Source organism: Exiguobacterium sp. HVEsp1 (assembly GCF_002009685.1).
Taxonomy (GTDB): Bacteria; Bacillota; Bacilli; order Exiguobacteriales; family Exiguobacteriaceae; genus Exiguobacterium; species Exiguobacterium profundum.
In genome coordinates, this window is sequence record NZ_KV917367.1 from 1,797,217 (window position 1) to 1,814,197 (window position 16,981).

Genomic DNA, 16,981 nt, shown 5'->3' on the forward strand with positions numbered 1-16,981 from the left:
TTATTCAACATCTTCTTCTGGCAATGCCCAAACTGAAATCGACCCCGCCGACACTTTAAATACCCCAAATCCTTCTTCATCAATCTCAATTCGATCATTCAATGTATTCGTTAAATCGACCCATGTTTCACCGGCACGTTCTTCCCCGACAAACATTCTCTTTTGAGATTCATCAGAAGTTGAAATGAGGACGGCACATCCGGAACGTTCGATTTCCTCCACACCTTTTCGTACCCACCCGATGACGTTTGCATCATCAAAGTAATCATCCTGCTCCCCGTACGCTTTCTCTCGGCGTGCATACAGAAGCGTATCAATGGCGAGCTTCATCCCATCAGTCGGGTGAGGACCGTCTATACCGTAGTAATCGCCATAGAAGACACATGGATAACCATCTTTACGAAGTAAGACAAGACCATAGGCGATTTGCTTGAACCAATCTTTCACCCATGACTCAAGCGCCTCTTCAGGTTGTGAATCGTGATTATCTACGAACGTCACGGAATGAAGCGGGTGTGACTGAACGAGCGTATCATCAAAAATGGTTCGCATGTCAAACGCGGCCCCTTCCTCTGAGGCTTGATGTAATTTGTAATGGAGTGGGACATCGAATAAATCGACATGGTAATCGATGTTATCGAGAAATTCACGACAGGCATCAAGGTCAGATTTCCAAAACTCGCCGACAAAATAGAATTGGTCACCTTTCTCTTCCCGCATCGTCTGACTGAACTCTTTTACAAAGTCATAGTTGATGTGTTTAATGGCGTCAAGACGGAATCCATCACATTTCGTCTCTTCGATGAACCATTTCCCCCAATTCAACACTTCTTCGCGCACATCGGGATGGTGGTAGTCGATGTTCGCAAACATTAAATAGTCATAGACACCGAATTCATCGTCGACGTTATCGTTCCATCTTTTGTTTTCTCCAACGATAAAGAAAATACCGGAACGATCAGTCGCCGCATCATAATCCGTTCCGTTAAAATGTGTGAAGTCCCATTTAAATGAAGAATATTTCCCATCACGAGCTTCATAATCAAATTTTGTCCACCCTTCGATTTCAAACGCTTCATCCGAGAGGACTTTCGTACGGTCGTCGGGATCGACTTCTAACACTTCAAACTTCTCGGTCGCATCCGCCCCGGCTTTATGATTCATGACGACATCCATATAAATCTGCATCCCAAGTTCTTGTTGACAATAGGTCGTTGCTTCAAGTAGTTCTTTTTTCGTTCCATATTTTGTGGCAATGGACCCTTTTTGATCGAACTCGCCCAAATCATATAAGTCATAGATTCCATAACCGGTATCTTGATCACTTTGCCCTTTTGTGACAGGTGGTAGCCATAGCGCAGTGATTCCTGCTTTATTTAAGTCGGCTGCTCTCTCTTTTAGTCGCTTCCAATGCTTTTGATCTGCCTCGACATGCCATTCAAAAAATTGCATCATGGTGTGGTTTCGTTCCATTTTGTCCGCCTCATTTCATATTTTTCAAAAAACAAAATGCTAACGAGTATTTACCCAGCAATTTTAAATTGAAAACAAAAAGCGACGTTCACAATGTGACGTCGCTTACGAATGGACCCTGTAGGACTTGAACCTACGACCGGACGGTTATGAGCCGTCTGCTCTAACCAGCTGAGCTAAGGGTCCTTATAAATAGCGGCGGAGGGAGTCGAACCCACGACCTCACGGGTATGAACCGTACGCTCTAGCCAGCTGAGCTACACCGCCATGTTGTTATACAGTAATAATATACTGAATATGTCCTAGAGTGTCAAGGAGTATTCCTTGCCAAATAAGAAAAGCACCCCAAATTTCATTTGGAGTGCTCCTGATTTATACGGTTACTTCGTTTGCATCTTCGAGTGTGATTTCCGTGATGTTCATGGCATGGTCACCGATTCGCTCCAAGTTCGAGAGCATATCAACAAAGAACATACCTGCTTGCCCATCACAAGCACCTGTGTTCAAACGAACGACGTGGTTCTTACGGAATTGACGCTCGAGCATGTCGAGTTTCGCTTCCATTTCAATGACTTTACGTGCTTCAACCATGTCGCCGCTCGCCAACGTCTGAAGAGATTTCTCTAACGTCGCACGTGTGAGGTCGTACATTTCAGTCAATTCTTTTTGTGCATCTGCCGAAAGTGTCACTTTCGTAGCTGTCTTATAATCAATCAACTCAATGATGTTCTCAACGTGATCACCGATTCGCTCGATATCGTTGATGGCATGCATGAGCGTTTTGTGCTCCTGTGACTCTTGTTCCGTCAAATCAACGGCAGCCAACTTCACGAGGTAATCTGTAATCTTCGCATTCAACGAGTTCAATGCTTCTTCGATATGTGCCGACTTTTCAGCGTGCTTCTTGTCGCCAGTCGTCAAATAGTTGCGTGCTTCATCAAGACCAAGTTTTGCGAAATCTCCCATACGGATGACTTCATATTTCGCTTGCTCGACTGCAATCGAAGGCGACTGTTGAATGAAGATCGGATCTAAATGTTGTGCTTTCGTATCAACGATTGAGTCTTCACCTGGGACCAATTTCGTCACAATCCAAGCAATCGTTCCGATGAACCAGAACTGGATCAATGTGTTGACGACGTTAAACGTACCGTGTGCGAATGCAATTTGCATCTTATCTTCGATTGCTAAGAGATCTGTGATCCAATAGATATAGTTTGTGAACGGAACTAACAAGATCATAAAGATTGTCGTACCAATCAAGTTAAAGATGACGTGTGCCGCTGCTGCACGACGTGCGGCAACTGATGCACCAATCGATGCCAAAATCGCCGTAATCGTTGTTCCGATGTTATCACCGAACAATACCGGTAAAGCAGCACCTAAATCGATGGAACCACCAGCATATAGTTCTTGCAAGATTCCGATCGTCGCAGACGATGATTGAACAATCACGGTAAATACTGTACCAACGATGACACCGAGGAACGGATTGTCACTCATTGATTGCGTCAAGTCGATGAAATATTCGCTTGAACGAAGTGGTTTCATCCCACTTCCCATCAATTCAAGTCCATAGAACAACATCCCGAAGCCAAAGAAGATTTGACCGAGGTGTTGTAATTTTTCTTTTTTAAAGAAGAACAACAATACTGCACCGATTGCAATGATTGGAAGCGCATATGCACCAACATCGAATCCGATGATGAACGCCGTCACCGTCGTACCGATGTTCGCCCCCATGATGACCCCGATTGCTTGACGGAGTGTCATGAACCCGGCGCTAACAAGTCCGACCGTAATGACGGTTGTACCTGAAGATGATTGAATCAATACTGTCACAATAATCCCGGCGAGTACACCGAGGAATGGATTCGTTGTATACTTATCAAGGATGTCGCGCAGGCGATTCCCTGCAGACTTTTGGAGTCCGTCTCCCATCGATTTGATCCCGAAGAGGAAGATCCCTAGACCTCCAAAAAACATGAATAACATTTCTTGCAAATTGTATTCCACGATTTTTGTACTCCTTTTAATTAAGAATTGGTTGGATTTGCTTGGTTTTTAATGCCCTACTCATTATGCCTTCATCGGCAGTATCATGTAAACACGTTTAATGTAAAAGTTTTATTAAAACACTGTACCATTATTTTAGATTATCGGCTTACTGTAATATAACAGATTGGAGTTTTTAGTATGCTCTCTACCATTTTGACTTTTCTTCAAACGAGCCTAGTCCCATCGAAACGCGCACTTCGACTTCGTCTAGCTCCGCTCCATGCCTACATGGGCGCCACATTCATCTTAACTCTCGTCATTACCATACTAGACTTTTTCGTGATTCGTCCTGACTTTTTCATCCCGATGTGGCTATTCTTGCACGGCTTCGCCATCTTCTTCTTCTATTTGATTTGGGTTGCACTCATGGCATTGTATGTCCAACTGTTTACGAAAATCTATTCAAAGAACAAATGGGCTTATCGTCAAGCCTGGCCATATGCTGTGGCGATGACACTCATCCCAACCTTGTTATTGGTCATCTTCTATCATTTGAATCCCGATTTCCTGACCCTCGGCTTTATAATCGGTCTCGGCTATATCAGTTTTCCGCTAACAAAAGTACCACAACCAAAACAACGTCGGGCCTCTTGAGCCCGACGTTATTTTATGTTGGTGACAGTTCCTTTAGCGTCTGATTCAATGCTTCACTTTGGTCTCCAAGATTCGTTCCCGCGTCTTGAAGGGCAAGCTGAACATCTGACCAGCGATCGACACCTGTATTCAATTCAATCAATTTTCGTTCAAGCAATGAACTGATTTCGCGCAATTGTTCATTCGATTCCATTAAATGAACCAGCTGCTGACCCGTACTCGATGTATGGACCGTAATCGCTTGAAATTCGTCAAGCTGTACTTTTATCTCACGATCGATGGTTTCAATTCCTGACTCGACACGACTAACGGCATCTTTTAAATGGTGAACTTCTTTAATGAAGTCATTAACTTCAGATAGCAGGTCCGTTCGTTCTGTGTTTAATGCTTCGATGGCACTGACCGCTAAAAGCGTCGATTCGTTTGTCATCTTCGCCAAATTCCCAACTTCACTGGCAACGACAGCAAATCCTTTGCCGTGCTCTCCTGCTCGTGCCGCTTCAATCGATGCGTTTAACGATAACATCTTTGTTGCCGCCGATACGGATAAGATACTTTTCAGCGCAACATCTGCCTTCGAAGAATTCGTCTCACTCTCAAGAAGTCGTCTTTGAATCGACTCCACTTGTTTCTCGACGTAATCACTCACGTCTCTTACAGAAGAGAACGTCTCAAGTTCTTCATGTAAAATAGACTTCAATTGATTCCCTCGCTCGTCCACACTCGTGATTTGCTGTTCAAGCGCTTCGATTTGTCGCGTCACATCTTTCATTTTAGATGTAGAGCCGTTTGTCACCGATTGATATGAATAGCTCGTCGATTCAACCGTAGCCGCCACTTCCCGAAACTGCTCCACCTGTTCGTGACTGTTACGTAATTCTTGTTTAAAGACAGGTAAGCTTTGATTGAACGCCGTTGCCGTTTTTCCCATCATGGACATCGATTGATTCCAAAGCGTGATGAACGCGTTGAACTCTGTTTCTAACATATGAATCTCTTTTGACTTCGATCCAAGTGTGACATCATCGAATCGGCGTGATGCCACGGCACTTCGTAACGAATCAGCCAACACACTGAGTGATTTCACTTCACGGTGAATCAACCGTGTGAAGAGGACCATCACGCCAACCATCGCAATCAATACGATGAAGGCGATATGTTGGCGTAGCGAACTCATCGGACCCAAAACTGATTCTTTCGTAACGACAAGGACGTAATCCGCTTTTAGTTCAGGTATCGGGACAGAAGCCACTAATAACGTTTCAGTTTCTTTCACTTCCGCTTCAGAACTGTTCGACAACTTGCCGATCAATTTCTCTGTCGCTATGCTTTCCTTCCCAGTCAGCTGTTCAATTGCTTGATCACGCACTAAAAATTGTGCCGCATCAAACTCATCCCCCGATAAGATTGAAGCCTGTTGCATATAGGCTGACTTCAGCGAGCGTGCCAACTGTTTCTCATTCGCAACGTAGGCACTATATGACGTTTTAATCGATTCTCGCATGACAGTGACTTCTCGCATGAGCCGTTGCTCGATTTCTGATGCCAAGAGTTGCTCAGATTTGATTGCGAACCACCCGAATGTGAGCGCGAAGACGAGTAAGACAATTGGCATGAGCGTCCACTGGAGTCGGTTGGCCAATTTAGGATACTGACGTGCCTCGTGCAACGGTCTCTTCCACTTGACTGGATTTTGTTTAAAGTTCCACTTCACAGATGCCACCTCTTTTTCTAATCTCGCCTATATATCGGTCTTGAGACGGTGGAAAATTATGAAGTAGATGTTAAGATAGCGTTAGAGTTTGTAAAGAGCACACATCCGTCACGCATCCTAGATGCTTTTTCACATTCTTTTCGTTATGATAATGAAGAAACCCTATCATCTTAAATCGATTGGATTCTTTCCAAAAGAAGGAGATTACGTATATGTCAGAAATTTTGCATCGTTCATTAACACGTCCGGTCCGCGTCGGTAACTTGATTATCGGAGGATCGAACGAAGTCATTATTCAATCTATGACCACTACGAAAACGCATGACGTCGAGGCGACAGTCGCCGAGATCAAACGTCTTGAGGAAGCTGGTTGCCAAGTCGTTCGCGTGGCTTGTCCAGACGAACGTGCAGCTGACGCACTTGCAGAAATTAAGAGCCGCATCAACATCCCGCTCGTCGTCGACATTCATTTCGACTACAAGCTTGCTTTAAAAGCCATCGAAAGTGGCGTCGATAAAATCCGGATCAACCCGGGTAACATCGGCCGCCGTGAGAAAGTAGAGGCCGTCGTCAACGCGGCGAAAGCAAAAGGGATTCCAATTCGAATCGGGGTCAATGCCGGTTCATTAGAAAAACAATTCCTTGAAAAGTATGGATATCCGACCGCGCAAGGTATGGTCGAGAGCGCGATGCACCACGTGAAGATTCTCGAGGATCTCGGCTTCTATAACACGATCATCTCGCTCAAAGCTTCAGACGTAAACCTTGCTCTTGAAGCATACACACTCGCTGCGAAGACGTTCGATTACCCACTTCACGTCGGAATCACAGAGTCAGGTCCACTCTTCTCCGGTTCACTCAAATCGGCTGCTGGACTCGGTGCGATTCTGTCTCTTGGAATCGGTTCAACGGTTCGAGTTTCACTTTCAGATGACCCGGTGGAAGAAGTAAAAGTTGCGAAAGAAGTGCTCAAGTCATTCGGACTTGCGGCAAATGCCGCGACTTTGATCTCTTGTCCGACATGTGGACGAATTGAAATTGATTTGATTTCGATTGCAAAAGAGGTAGAAGAATACATCCAAAACATCAACGTCAACATTAAAGTCGCTGTTCTCGGATGTGCGGTAAACGGACCAGGTGAGGCTCGTGAAGCAGACATCGGAATCGCAGGCGCACGTAACGAAGGACTTCTCTTCCGTCACGGAAAGATTATCCGCAAAGTGCCTGAGGCGACGATGGTCGAAGAATTGAAAAAAGAAATCGATGCGATCGCCGCTGAAAAAATGGCGGAACGTGAGCGCGAAGAACAAGAGCTCGCAAACCAATCAAATTAATGAATCTCATGCCCGTACGGTTGCAACCGTACGGGTTTTTGATAGAATAGAGGGCATGTGAGGAGGAGTGATGAGATGCGAATCGGCATTGATTTGGATGGAACCGTTACAGATCCTAAAAGTTGTTTTCTATATATGAATGAATCACTCGGCTATTCAATTGACTATCATCGTGCGACCGAGTACGAGTTACACACGTATACGACGATGGAACAACATGAATTTTGGAAGTTTATGATTGAAGAGGGGCATGAAGAAGCGATTTACCGTCGTTCTCTTCCGCACTCTGATGTGTTGGATGTGTTATGGGAATTAAAGCAGCAGCATCACCTGCACTACGTCACGGCCCGAAGTGAGGCGGTTCGACCGGTTACGGAAGAATGGATCAAACAGCATCGCTTGCCACTCGATTCGTTGGTCATGACCGGTTCTCACGATAAAATCAATGTCGTCAAAGACTTGTCACTCGAACTGTTTATGGAAGACCGGTATGAGAATGCCATCTCGATTCATGAAGAAACGTCAATTCCCGTACTCCTATTCGACGCACCCTATAATCGTAAGACGTTACCAGAGGGCGTAACTCGCATTTCGACATGGCGTGAGGCGCATTACCATGTCGCGCAATTGGAGAAACAAATCGTTCTACAGCAACGTTAAAAGGCAAGCCCGACGCAATCGGGCTTGCCTTTTACATTCGTCCGAGCTCTTCGATTAAATCGCTTGCGAGTACACTTGCGGGGTGTATCGTCTGGCTAATCGACTTGGCAGCGAGCGCATGCCATAGCACCGCTTGCTCGTTCGGTGACGAAGGTTTTTCTTTTCTAGCCCATAGCGCCAGAAGGATGCCAGTCAACACGTCCCCACTTCCACCTTTCGCTAACGCCGACGCTTCAACAGTATTGACGGCACCTGTTCCGTCAGGTGTGACGATGAGCGTATACGTGCCTTTCAAAATCAAATGGACCCGGTGTCGTTTCGCGAACTCACAAGCGATGGAGAAGCGGTCTGCCTCAATCTCTTCGACCGATTTACCGGTCAATCTTGAAAATTCACCTGGATGCGGTGTAAGCGTGAGCGGCCCCCGAGTTTCCAGTCGTTTCGTCGACAATGCCCCAGCATCCAAAATGACAGGACAGGGCTGCTGTTTCGCGTATTGCCAGATGAGATTCAAGGCCTCCCCTTCGACCATTCCGGGACCGATGGCCAGTGCATCGTACGATTGTTCCACCACATCGGTGTGTTGCTGATACATCGCTTCAGGTAATGTTGAGATGAGCGGGCTCGCTTCGCGTGGAATGGATAGACGCAATAAGCCAATGCCAGAACGAGTTGCAGCACGACCACCCAAGAATGGTGCACCGAGAAAATGACGACTCCCTCCGATGAGCATCCCATGTCCATATGTCGTCTTATGGCTGAATTGATCACGCCCCAAAAGAGATCGATCGAAATCAGTTTCGGTCAATACCTTCCAATCGGATGTATGCGGGAGTCCGATATCAACCCGTTCCACTTTGCCATAGAACGGAGCCGTCCGATTTAAGAATGTCGAACGCTTGAAACCGTGTAACGAATACGTATATGTCGCCCGAATCGCCATGTCATCAAAGTCTCGAGCATGATCACTCGGTATGCCTGACGGTACGTCAATCGAGATGACAGGTGTCGCTTGACGATTCACCCATTCAATCACTTCCCGCGCGTAGCCAGTCACGGCACCGGACAATCCGACGCCGAACAAGGCATCAATGATGACATCTGTTTCAATGGGCTTCTCCACAAGGCGAAGAAATGAGGATGCGTAGGAAGCGTGTATTGCAGCCGCCTCAGACTTACTTTTCCCTAACGGTGACCATACGCTGACCTCATGCCCTCTCATAGCAAGCTCTCGAGCAACGACCCAACCGTCCCCACCGTTGTTGCCCGTCCCACAAATCACCAAAATGGTAGACTGCGAATCGATTCGAATGTGGGGCACAATCGCCGAGGCCGCTCGCTCCATCAACACCTCTTCGGGCATCCCATTTTGGATTGCTGTGCGATCAATCCGCTTGATTTCAGCAGCTGTATAGATCATCTAACCTCCCCCTTCGATACAAAAAAGGGATTGAATCAAATCAATCCCTTTTGCTTACATTCTTTACAATACCCATATATCTCAAATTTATGATCGACCACTTCAAATTCAGGGTCGAGCGCCTCTACGAAGCGCATCGGACATAAATCGAGCAGTTTCGTCTTTCCACAGCTCCGACAAATCAAATGGTGATGGTGATGCGCTGCACTACAGGTGACTCGAAAGGATTTCTCACCATCGAGTTCCGTCGCTTCAAGTAATCCTTCCTCCGCGAACGACTTCAAATTTCGATATACCGTGTCAAAACTCATCGTCGGATGTTTGTCTCGCATGTACTCGAGTACTTCCTTCGCACTGATATATCGGTCTTCTTCAGAGAGATAAGCATACATTTCAAGACGTTTCGGCGTCACTTTCAAAGAAGATGCACGCAGACGATTCAATCGTTCAGTCTCATTCATGTTGTACCTCCTTTTTCTTAAAACTCATGACTTTCTCGAGCGCCATGACGGCTGCTAAAATACCGACCGCAATCAATACGATGACACCGCCTGGAGCGACATCGAGATCATATGCAAGGACGAGCCCACCGATTGTCGCGACCTCTCCGAAGATGATGGACCAGAGAATGGTCTGTTTGAAGCTCGATGTAAAGCGTAGCGCCGCTGCGACGGGTAACGTAATCAAGCTAGATACGAGAAGCGTTCCGACAATTCGCATGCTAACGGCAATCACAAGCGCTACGATGAACATGAATAACATATGAAGCATCGTACTCGGTAATCCCGACACTTTTGCCTGCTCTTCATCAAACGATAAGAACAACAACTGCTTATAGAAGATAAAGATCACAAGAAACGTCAAGACGGCCACACTGACAATCAATGTGATGTCCGACTGACTCACGGCAGAGATCGACCCGAACAAGAGTGTGGACAAGTCGACCGAGAATCCTCGCGATAGCGAGATAAAGATGGCACTGAGTCCCATTCCTGCGGACATCATGATCGGAATGGATAGTTCCTGGAAGTGCACATATTTCCCTCGAAGCCAGTTGAGCCCTAACGCCGCCAATACAGAGATGAGCGTTCCCATATAAAGGGGATTGAGATCAGCGAATAGAGCGATATATTGTCCGAGAAATAAACTGAATGAAATTCCGGCAAGCGTCATGTGTGACAATGCATCGGCAATCAAGCTCATCCGTCTCACCACGATAAATGAACCGATGAGCGGTGCGGTAAACCCGATCACAAGTGCTGCAATGAACGCATAACGTAAAAAACTATATGTCCAAAGATCTGTGATCATGTCGTTCCCTCGTGAACAAGTACTTTAACAGGATAAGGTTTGATGGATGATGCGAGTTCTCCGAGCTCGCTGTATTCTCTCAGTCCACAATTACATGCCAATCGTCCGCGGTCGAGGTGGACGACTTTCGTGACGAGGTCGGTCACCACGTTTAAATCGTGGGTGACGAGGACGAACGTACAAGTCGTATGTTCACGAAGCATATGCAAGACTTCATAAAAATCTTGTAAGTGTTTTTGGTCCACACCGACGGTCGGCTCATCGAGAATCAATAGATCAGGCTGGTTGACCATCGCCCGAGCGATAAAGACGCGCTGTTGTTGTCCTCCGGATAGATCTCCAATTTTCCGATGACGAAACTGCCACATGTTGACCGTTTGTAACGCATTTTGAATCGCTGCCTGGTCTTCCATCTTCAAACGTTTGAATAAACCGAGACGTCCATATCTGCCCATCGCAACAACTTCTTCGACGGTAACCGGGAATCCCGAGTTAAAGGAAGCCGCTTTTTGGGAAACGTAACTGATACGAGACTTGTCTTTAAACTGCGAAATGGGCTTGCCGAACAATTCGACCGACCCTTTTTGCGGGTTCAGTAATCCAAGAATGGTTCGAATCAAAGTCGACTTCCCAGAACCGTTTTCTCCAACGATTGCGACAAAGTCCCCTTGTCGAATATCAATCGATACGTTTTGTAAGGCTGGTGTCCCATCATAGAAGTAAGACACCTCGTTTAATTTGACGACAGATGTAGTCATCTAATCCCTTCTCTCATATGTTAAATCGTAATCATTTCTACTTTCTAGGCGTTTGTATTATACAGAATATCACGCATACCTTCAAGCAAGACCGGTTTCATCTAGCCAAATGGTAAAATTCACGTAAATCGTATGTTCGTTCAAAACCTTGTCGATTACACTAGTATTATGAAGGGGATGGTTTTATGGAAAAGAAACTGGCAGTTATTGATATCGGATCCAACTCGATTCGAAACGTCATCTTCGAAGTGAACGAGGAAGGACAATACTTCGAACGGTTAAATGTGAAAGAAGTCGCGCGATTGTCCAGCCATATTAGTGATGCGAATGAAATGACTGAAGAAGGAATCGCTTCACTCATCGATACGTTACGTCACTTTAAAGAGTTGAACGACCATCATCACGTTACCGATGTGCTCCCAGTAGCGACAGCAGCCATTCGAAACGCAAATAACTCAGATGAGATTTTGCAGAATGTCAAACAATCTACTGGGATGACCATCCGCCTGTTGAGCGATTACGAAGAAGCATTTTACGGATATTCGGCCATCGTCAACTCTACCTATGTGGAAGATGGATATTCTGTCGATATTGGTGGGGGATCAATGGAAGTCACATATTTTCAGAATCGCGAACTCGTCTTCTATCATAGTTTCCCTTTCGGTGCCGTGACGTTAACGAAAGAATTCATGAAAGATGAGACGATGACGAAAGACGAGCGGAAAGCGTTGACCGCATACTTAAAGAAGGCATTCAAAGAAATTGAATGGCTCGAACCACATGGTGTCCCACTTGTCGGTGTCGGTGGGACGGCTCGTAACTTAGTCCGGGTCGAACAGACCATATCGAACTTCCCGCTTGAAGGAATCCATCAGTATACGATTTCTGCTGAACAGTTGGAGGACGTCATAGATGAACTCGTCGGAATGTCGAGCAAACAACTCGGACGTTTGGATGGGCTGTCAAAAGACCGGGTCGACATCATCGCGCCTGCCGTGACAGCAATCGGCGAGCTCGCTAAATATTTGAAAGTACCTGAGTTCACGATGAGTAACAATGGACTCCGTGAAGGTCTCTTCTATGAAAACTATTTACATGAGCATGATAAAGTTCGTTTTGCCGATGTGAAAGAAGAAAGTTTTCGTCATTTTGAAAAACAATACGACGTGAACCCGACTCGTCATCAACATCTCATCCGATTGGCCCGACAGTTGTATACCGGATTAATTGAAGTGAAAGCGATTAAACCGAAACCATTTGAGCCTGGTCTTCTTGAAGGTGCCTGCCGCCTTGCCTATGTCGGTGAATATATCGATCACAACAATAAGAGTGACCACACGTTCCATCTGATCACCACAAACGATTTCAAAGGACTAAACAACGAGGATCGACTCGCTCTTGCCCTCGTCACATCCTTCAAATCAAAACGAGTATTGGAACAACATATCGAGGCTTTCCCGAAATGGTTTGATCAAAAGTTATTGAAGAGTTTAGAACTACTAGGCTCGATCGTAAAACTCGTCGATGCCCTCGACTTGACAGAGCGTCAGATTGTGACGGACATCCATGTTACTAGTACAAAGGACGGTCTCACACTTACGCTAGATACAAATGGTTCCGCACGTTTTGAGTTGCAGCGAAGCACTCGCCATAAAAAGCATTTAGAACGCGCAATTGATCAATCGATTGAGATTGTCTTGAGCGAGGAGGAGTAACCATGTCCGAATATACGAATGAACATTTTAACAACCGTGAACTCAGCTGGCTCGACTTTAACGAACGTGTTCTCGAGGAGGCGATGGATGAACGAAATCCATTGATGGAACGATTGAAATTTTTGGCGATTTTCAGTTCTAACCTTGATGAATTTTATATGGTACGAGTCGGTGGATTGAAAGATGAAGTCCTTGCCGGTTTCAACCGTCCGGAAGATAAGACGGGCCTCACTCCAAAACAGCAGATCAAATCCATTTCGATGCGAGCGCAAGAACTCGTCGAGACACAATATGCGACATATAAAAAAATCACGAAACAGTTATCGAATCAGCACGTCCGCTTCTTACGGACGAAACATTTGAACAAGACTCAACAAGACTTCGTGAAAGAGTACTTTCGAACGCACGTATTCCCTGTCCTGACACCGATTGCAGTCGACGCCTATCGTCCGTTCCCAATGCTCTTATCTAAGTCACTGAATATTGCTGTCGAGATTGCCTCGAATGGCGAAGGAAAAAAACGACTCGCCCTCGTTCAAGTGCCATCCGTTCTTCCGCGGTATCTGGAACTACCTACCGATGATGAAGAACATACCGATTTGATTTTACTTGAGGATTTGATCATTCAATACATCGACTCACTCTTCAAAGGATTTGTCGTCGAGTCCACGATGCCATTCCGAATTACGCGGAACGCGGACATGCCGTTTCACGAAGAGGGCAGTCGTGACGTCTTGAAACAAATCGAAAAAGAGTTGAAGAAGAGAAGATATGGGGTTGCCATCCGACTCGAGGTACAGCAACGATCGTTACGAAAAGAACTGTTGTTCATGCTACAAGACGTCCTTGACTTACATGACCGGGATATCTTTATTGTCGACGGTCCGATCGACTTGACCTTCCTGTTTGGGATCTACAATCAGATCGGGATGGAATATGATGACATGATCAATGAAACGTTGATCCCATTTATCCCAGAAGGTCTTGAATCGGGCAAAGATTTATTCCAAAGTATCGCTAAACAGGATTATCTGCTCCATCACCCGTATCATTCATTCGATCCAATCGTCCGTTTTATCGTTCAAGCCGCCAAAGACCCGAACGTCTTGGCAATCAAGCAGACACTCTATCGCGTCTCCGGGGACTCTCCCATCATCAAAGCCTTGACTGATGCAGCCGAGAGCGGAAAACAAGTCACTGTCCTCGTCGAACTAAAAGCACGTTTTGATGAAGAAAAAAACATTCAATGGGCGAAGCAACTTGAGAAAGCCGGGGCTCACGTCATCTACGGCTATAAAGAACTGAAGACACACTCAAAAATCACCCTCGTCGTTCGCATTCTAGAAGGTGGTGTATTGCAACGATTCATTCATCTTGGTACAGGTAACTATAATGATTCGACTGCCAAGCTGTACACAGACATTGGGCTTCTCACAACAAATGAAGAACTCGCAGAAGATGCAACGAACTTTTTCAACTGGTTATCCGGTTATGGGGAACGACCATCTTGGCATCAGTTCGAAACGTCGCCTGACGACATGAAAGACTTCTTTTTGAACAAAATCGATGATGAAATCAAGCTACATGAAAAGTATGGAAACGGTCGCATCGTCGCTAAGATGAACTCGATCACGGACCGGGCCATCATTACAAAATTATATGATGCTTCGTCCGCAGGGGTGAAAATCGATTTGATTGTCCGAGGAATTTGTTGCTTACGGCCGGGAATTAAAGGGGTCTCTGAAAACATCAAAGTCATCTCGATCATCGACCGATATCTCGAACATTCCCGAATCTTTTATTTTTACCAAAACGGAAAAGAAGACTTGTACTGTTCCTCTGCGGACTGGATGACACGAAATATGAAAAAACGGATTGAGATACTCTTCCCCATCTTGAACGCATCACATAAAACGTACATCAAAGATATGATGGCCCTTCAACTCGTCGATAATGTGAAAGCTAGAAGACAACGTTCTGACGGCCGCTATGTGTATGTGAAACGTGAGACCAACGAGGAAGAGATTCAATCTCAAATTATCATCCATCAATATACAGGTGGTCGATGGAACAACATACCTAGCGTATTTGAACGAGAACCGTCAAATTGGGCGGAACGAGAAGTGCTCCGCCTTCGGGCCGAGAACGAGAAAATGACGGATGACTGATGTTAGACTTCTCAAATAAGAAAACTCGTTGTATAATAAATTCGATTCAGTTATTATGAAGCGCTTTCATTTAGAGATGGAGGAATTATTTATGCAGGAGATTTTACTATCATTACTCGCCGGCTTGATTTGTGGTGCCATCTTCACTGCACTCAAACTGCCACTCCCTGCCCCACCGGTATTACCAGGAGTTGTTGGGATTTTCGGGGTATTCCTCGGAATGAAGGTTTATCAATTTGCTGTAGCGAACTGGCCATTCTAATAAAAGATGCCCTCGAAAAAGGGCATCTTTTATTATTTAGTCTAATGTATGAATGGCTTTATGACAGGTCGGACAAACCCAGATGCCACGTTCCTCTGTCAAGTGATACTCAATCAAGTGATACGCCTCTTGCCCAAAGCGTTCAGCTAGGTCTTCATGACAGTTCGCACAAGTCGTCACGTTCGACTTTGGTGCTAAAAGTTTTTCTCGAAACAAGTGCGCCTCATATGACGCTTTCGTCCATTTAGACGATGGTACATGATAGCCGTCATTCCATTTTGTTCGAATTGACTCGTACGGTTCATCCCCCTCATACATTCCCACTTGCAAGAGCGGATGATGAAAATGAAGTTGTAACAGATCGACCAAGGAATACAGCGCCACCCCTCCCGGTCTCTCTCCGAGCCAATACGGATCGTCTGGTCGCTCAATCGTCTCTTCAAGTAACACCTCTGCTTCCGCCACGATGCCATGCCCCATCACTTCGATAAATGCTGTCGGTGTCGTCACGGACCCGTTTACATAAACCGGACTTTGTTCAAGAAAATAAGTCGGGAATGCGTTCCAGACATCATATCGCTTTGGATCGACTTGTAGGACGTTCATCGTTTATTGATGAGCGAGCGTGAATCGTTCACGCCATTCGGCATCAAATTGATTGGCACGAAACATTTCAATCTCTTGTTTATATGGAGCGACTTTCGTTTTTTCGCTAATCGGGATATATGGCGTCTCTAGAATTTTCGGTAGATGCGCAAATGCCTCGTGATGAATGACACGATTCAATGTATCAAACCCGATCTCTCCGTAGCCGATATTTTCATGACGGTCTTTTTTTGCACCGCGCACGTTCTTCGAATCATTTACATGAATGACTCCGAGACGGTCGAGTCCGACGATGCGATCGAATTGTTCAATGACACCGTCTAAGTTACCGACTAAGTCATATCCTGCATCATGGACGTGACACGTATCAAAGCAAACTGAGAGTCGATCATTGTGCGTCACGCCATCAATGATGGTCGCAAGCTCTTCAAACGTCTTACCAAGTTCGCTTCCCTTCCCTGCCATCGTCTCAAGCGCAATCTTTACTTGTTCGTCGCCAGTCAACACTTCATTCAATCCTTCGATGATTCGAGCGAGACCGATTTCTTCTCCCGCTCCGACATGAGCGCCCGGGTGAAGAACGACGTGGCGAGCCACTTGGAGTGCTTCTGCCCGCTTTAATTCCTGAGTTAAGAAAGAGACGGCCAATTCAAACGTCTCAGGTTTCGTCGTATTCCCGAGATTGATGATATATGGAGCGTGAACAACAATCTCTTCGATGTCATGTGCGGCCATATGTTTGAGTGCTGCCTCAATATTTAAATCTTCAATGGGTTTACGGCGTGTGTTTTGGGGCGCACCTGTATACACCATCATCGTATTCGCCCCGTAAGAGACAGCCTCTTCACTCCCTGCTAACAACATCTTTTTACCTGATACCGAAACGTGTGAACCTATTTTTAACATCC

15 protein-coding genes and 2 tRNA genes are annotated in these 16,981 nt (G+C 45.7%); 6 read left to right on the top strand and 11 right to left on the bottom strand.

Annotated elements, in window-relative coordinates:
• From BV910_RS09290 to BV910_RS09305, 4 genes are all read right to left on the bottom strand, one after another.
• Nucleotides 1-1,473, bottom strand: coding sequence for an alpha-amylase (locus BV910_RS09290; RefSeq protein ID WP_078147132.1), 1,473 nt, complete (start codon nt 1,471-1,473; stop codon nt 1-3).
• Between the two features lie 112 nt (nt 1,474-1,585).
• Nucleotides 1,586-1,659: transfer RNA gene (locus BV910_RS09295), tRNA-Ile, on the bottom strand.
• A 7-nt stretch (nt 1,660-1,666) separates the two neighbouring features.
• A tRNA-Met gene (locus BV910_RS09300) sits at nt 1,667-1,740 on the bottom strand.
• Between the two features lie 105 nt (nt 1,741-1,845).
• Nucleotides 1,846-3,489, bottom strand: a complete 1,644-nt coding sequence (locus BV910_RS09305; RefSeq protein WP_078147133.1) for a Na/Pi cotransporter family protein — start codon at nt 3,487-3,489, stop codon at nt 1,846-1,848.
• A gap of 180 nt (nt 3,490-3,669) precedes the next feature.
• On the opposite strand from BV910_RS09305, the gene BV910_RS09310 reads away from it, so the two are divergent.
• Nucleotides 3,670-4,125, top strand: coding sequence for a hypothetical protein (locus BV910_RS09310; RefSeq protein ID WP_078147134.1), 456 nt, complete (start codon nt 3,670-3,672; stop codon nt 4,123-4,125).
• A gap of 13 nt (nt 4,126-4,138) precedes the next feature.
• Here the strand turns inward: BV910_RS09310 and BV910_RS09315 are convergent, their stop codons facing one another.
• A complete protein-coding gene (locus BV910_RS09315; RefSeq protein ID WP_078147135.1) occupies nt 4,139-5,839 on the bottom strand; it encodes a methyl-accepting chemotaxis protein in 1,701 nt (566 codons plus the stop codon).
• A gap of 212 nt (nt 5,840-6,051) precedes the next feature.
• On the opposite strand from BV910_RS09315, the gene ispG reads away from it, so the two are divergent.
• Entirely contained in the window at nt 6,052-7,173 is a 1,122-nt protein-coding gene (gene ispG, locus BV910_RS09320; RefSeq protein WP_012726622.1) for a flavodoxin-dependent (E)-4-hydroxy-3-methylbut-2-enyl-diphosphate synthase, read from the top strand.
• 75 nt (nt 7,174-7,248) lie between these two features.
• A complete protein-coding gene (locus BV910_RS09325) occupies nt 7,249-7,833 on the top strand; it encodes a hypothetical protein (RefSeq protein ID WP_078147136.1) in 585 nt (194 codons plus the stop codon).
• Between the two features lie 31 nt (nt 7,834-7,864).
• On the opposite strand, the gene BV910_RS09330 is transcribed toward BV910_RS09325, so the two are convergent.
• From BV910_RS09330 to BV910_RS09345, 4 genes are read right to left on the bottom strand one after another with little or no spacing between them, the layout of a single operon-like run.
• Nucleotides 7,865-9,253, bottom strand: coding sequence for an NAD(P)H-hydrate dehydratase (locus tag BV910_RS09330; protein WP_078147137.1), 1,389 nt, complete (start codon nt 9,251-9,253; stop codon nt 7,865-7,867).
• A 35-nt stretch (nt 9,254-9,288) separates the two neighbouring features.
• Nucleotides 9,289-9,714 carry a Fur family transcriptional regulator gene (locus tag BV910_RS09335; RefSeq protein WP_078147138.1) on the bottom strand — a complete coding sequence of 142 codons (426 nt, stop codon included), beginning with the start codon at nt 9,712-9,714 and terminating at the stop codon, nt 9,289-9,291.
• Nucleotides 9,707-10,564 carry a metal ABC transporter permease gene (locus BV910_RS09340; protein WP_078147139.1) on the bottom strand — a complete coding sequence of 286 codons (858 nt, stop codon included), beginning with the start codon at nt 10,562-10,564 and terminating at the stop codon, nt 9,707-9,709. The genes BV910_RS09335 and BV910_RS09340 overlap by 8 nt, the downstream gene beginning before the upstream one ends.
• Nucleotides 10,561-11,322 carry a metal ABC transporter ATP-binding protein gene (locus BV910_RS09345; RefSeq protein ID WP_078147140.1) on the bottom strand — a complete coding sequence of 254 codons (762 nt, stop codon included), beginning with the start codon at nt 11,320-11,322 and terminating at the stop codon, nt 10,561-10,563. Before BV910_RS09345 ends, BV910_RS09340 begins: the two co-directional genes overlap by 4 nt.
• 185 nt (nt 11,323-11,507) lie before the next feature.
• On the opposite strand from BV910_RS09345, the gene BV910_RS09350 reads away from it, so the two are divergent.
• The 3 genes from BV910_RS09350 (at nt 11,508) to BV910_RS09360 (ending at nt 15,467) form a co-directional block, all read left to right on the top strand.
• On the top strand, nt 11,508-13,037 hold the full coding sequence (locus BV910_RS09350) for a Ppx/GppA family phosphatase (protein WP_078147141.1): 1,530 nt from the start codon (nt 11,508-11,510) through the stop codon (nt 13,035-13,037).
• 2 nt (nt 13,038-13,039) lie between these two features.
• Nucleotides 13,040-15,205, top strand: coding sequence for an RNA degradosome polyphosphate kinase (locus BV910_RS09355; RefSeq protein ID WP_078147142.1), 2,166 nt, complete (start codon nt 13,040-13,042; stop codon nt 15,203-15,205).
• A 91-nt stretch (nt 15,206-15,296) separates the two neighbouring features.
• Nucleotides 15,297-15,467: a DUF1427 family protein gene (locus BV910_RS09360; RefSeq protein ID WP_012726630.1), complete on the top strand. Its 171-nt coding sequence runs from the start codon at nt 15,297-15,299 to the stop codon at nt 15,465-15,467.
• A gap of 36 nt (nt 15,468-15,503) precedes the next feature.
• Here BV910_RS09360 and BV910_RS09365 read toward each other — a convergent pair whose 3' ends face one another.
• A complete protein-coding gene (locus BV910_RS09365; RefSeq protein WP_078147143.1) occupies nt 15,504-16,073 on the bottom strand; it encodes a hypothetical protein in 570 nt (189 codons plus the stop codon).
• 3 nt (nt 16,074-16,076) lie between these two features.
• The gene (locus BV910_RS09370) at nt 16,077-16,979 is read right to left on the bottom strand and encodes a deoxyribonuclease IV (protein ID WP_078147144.1); all 903 of its coding nucleotides are present in this window, start codon (nt 16,977-16,979) and stop codon (nt 16,077-16,079) included.
• Between the last annotated feature and the right edge of the window lie 2 nt (nt 16,980-16,981).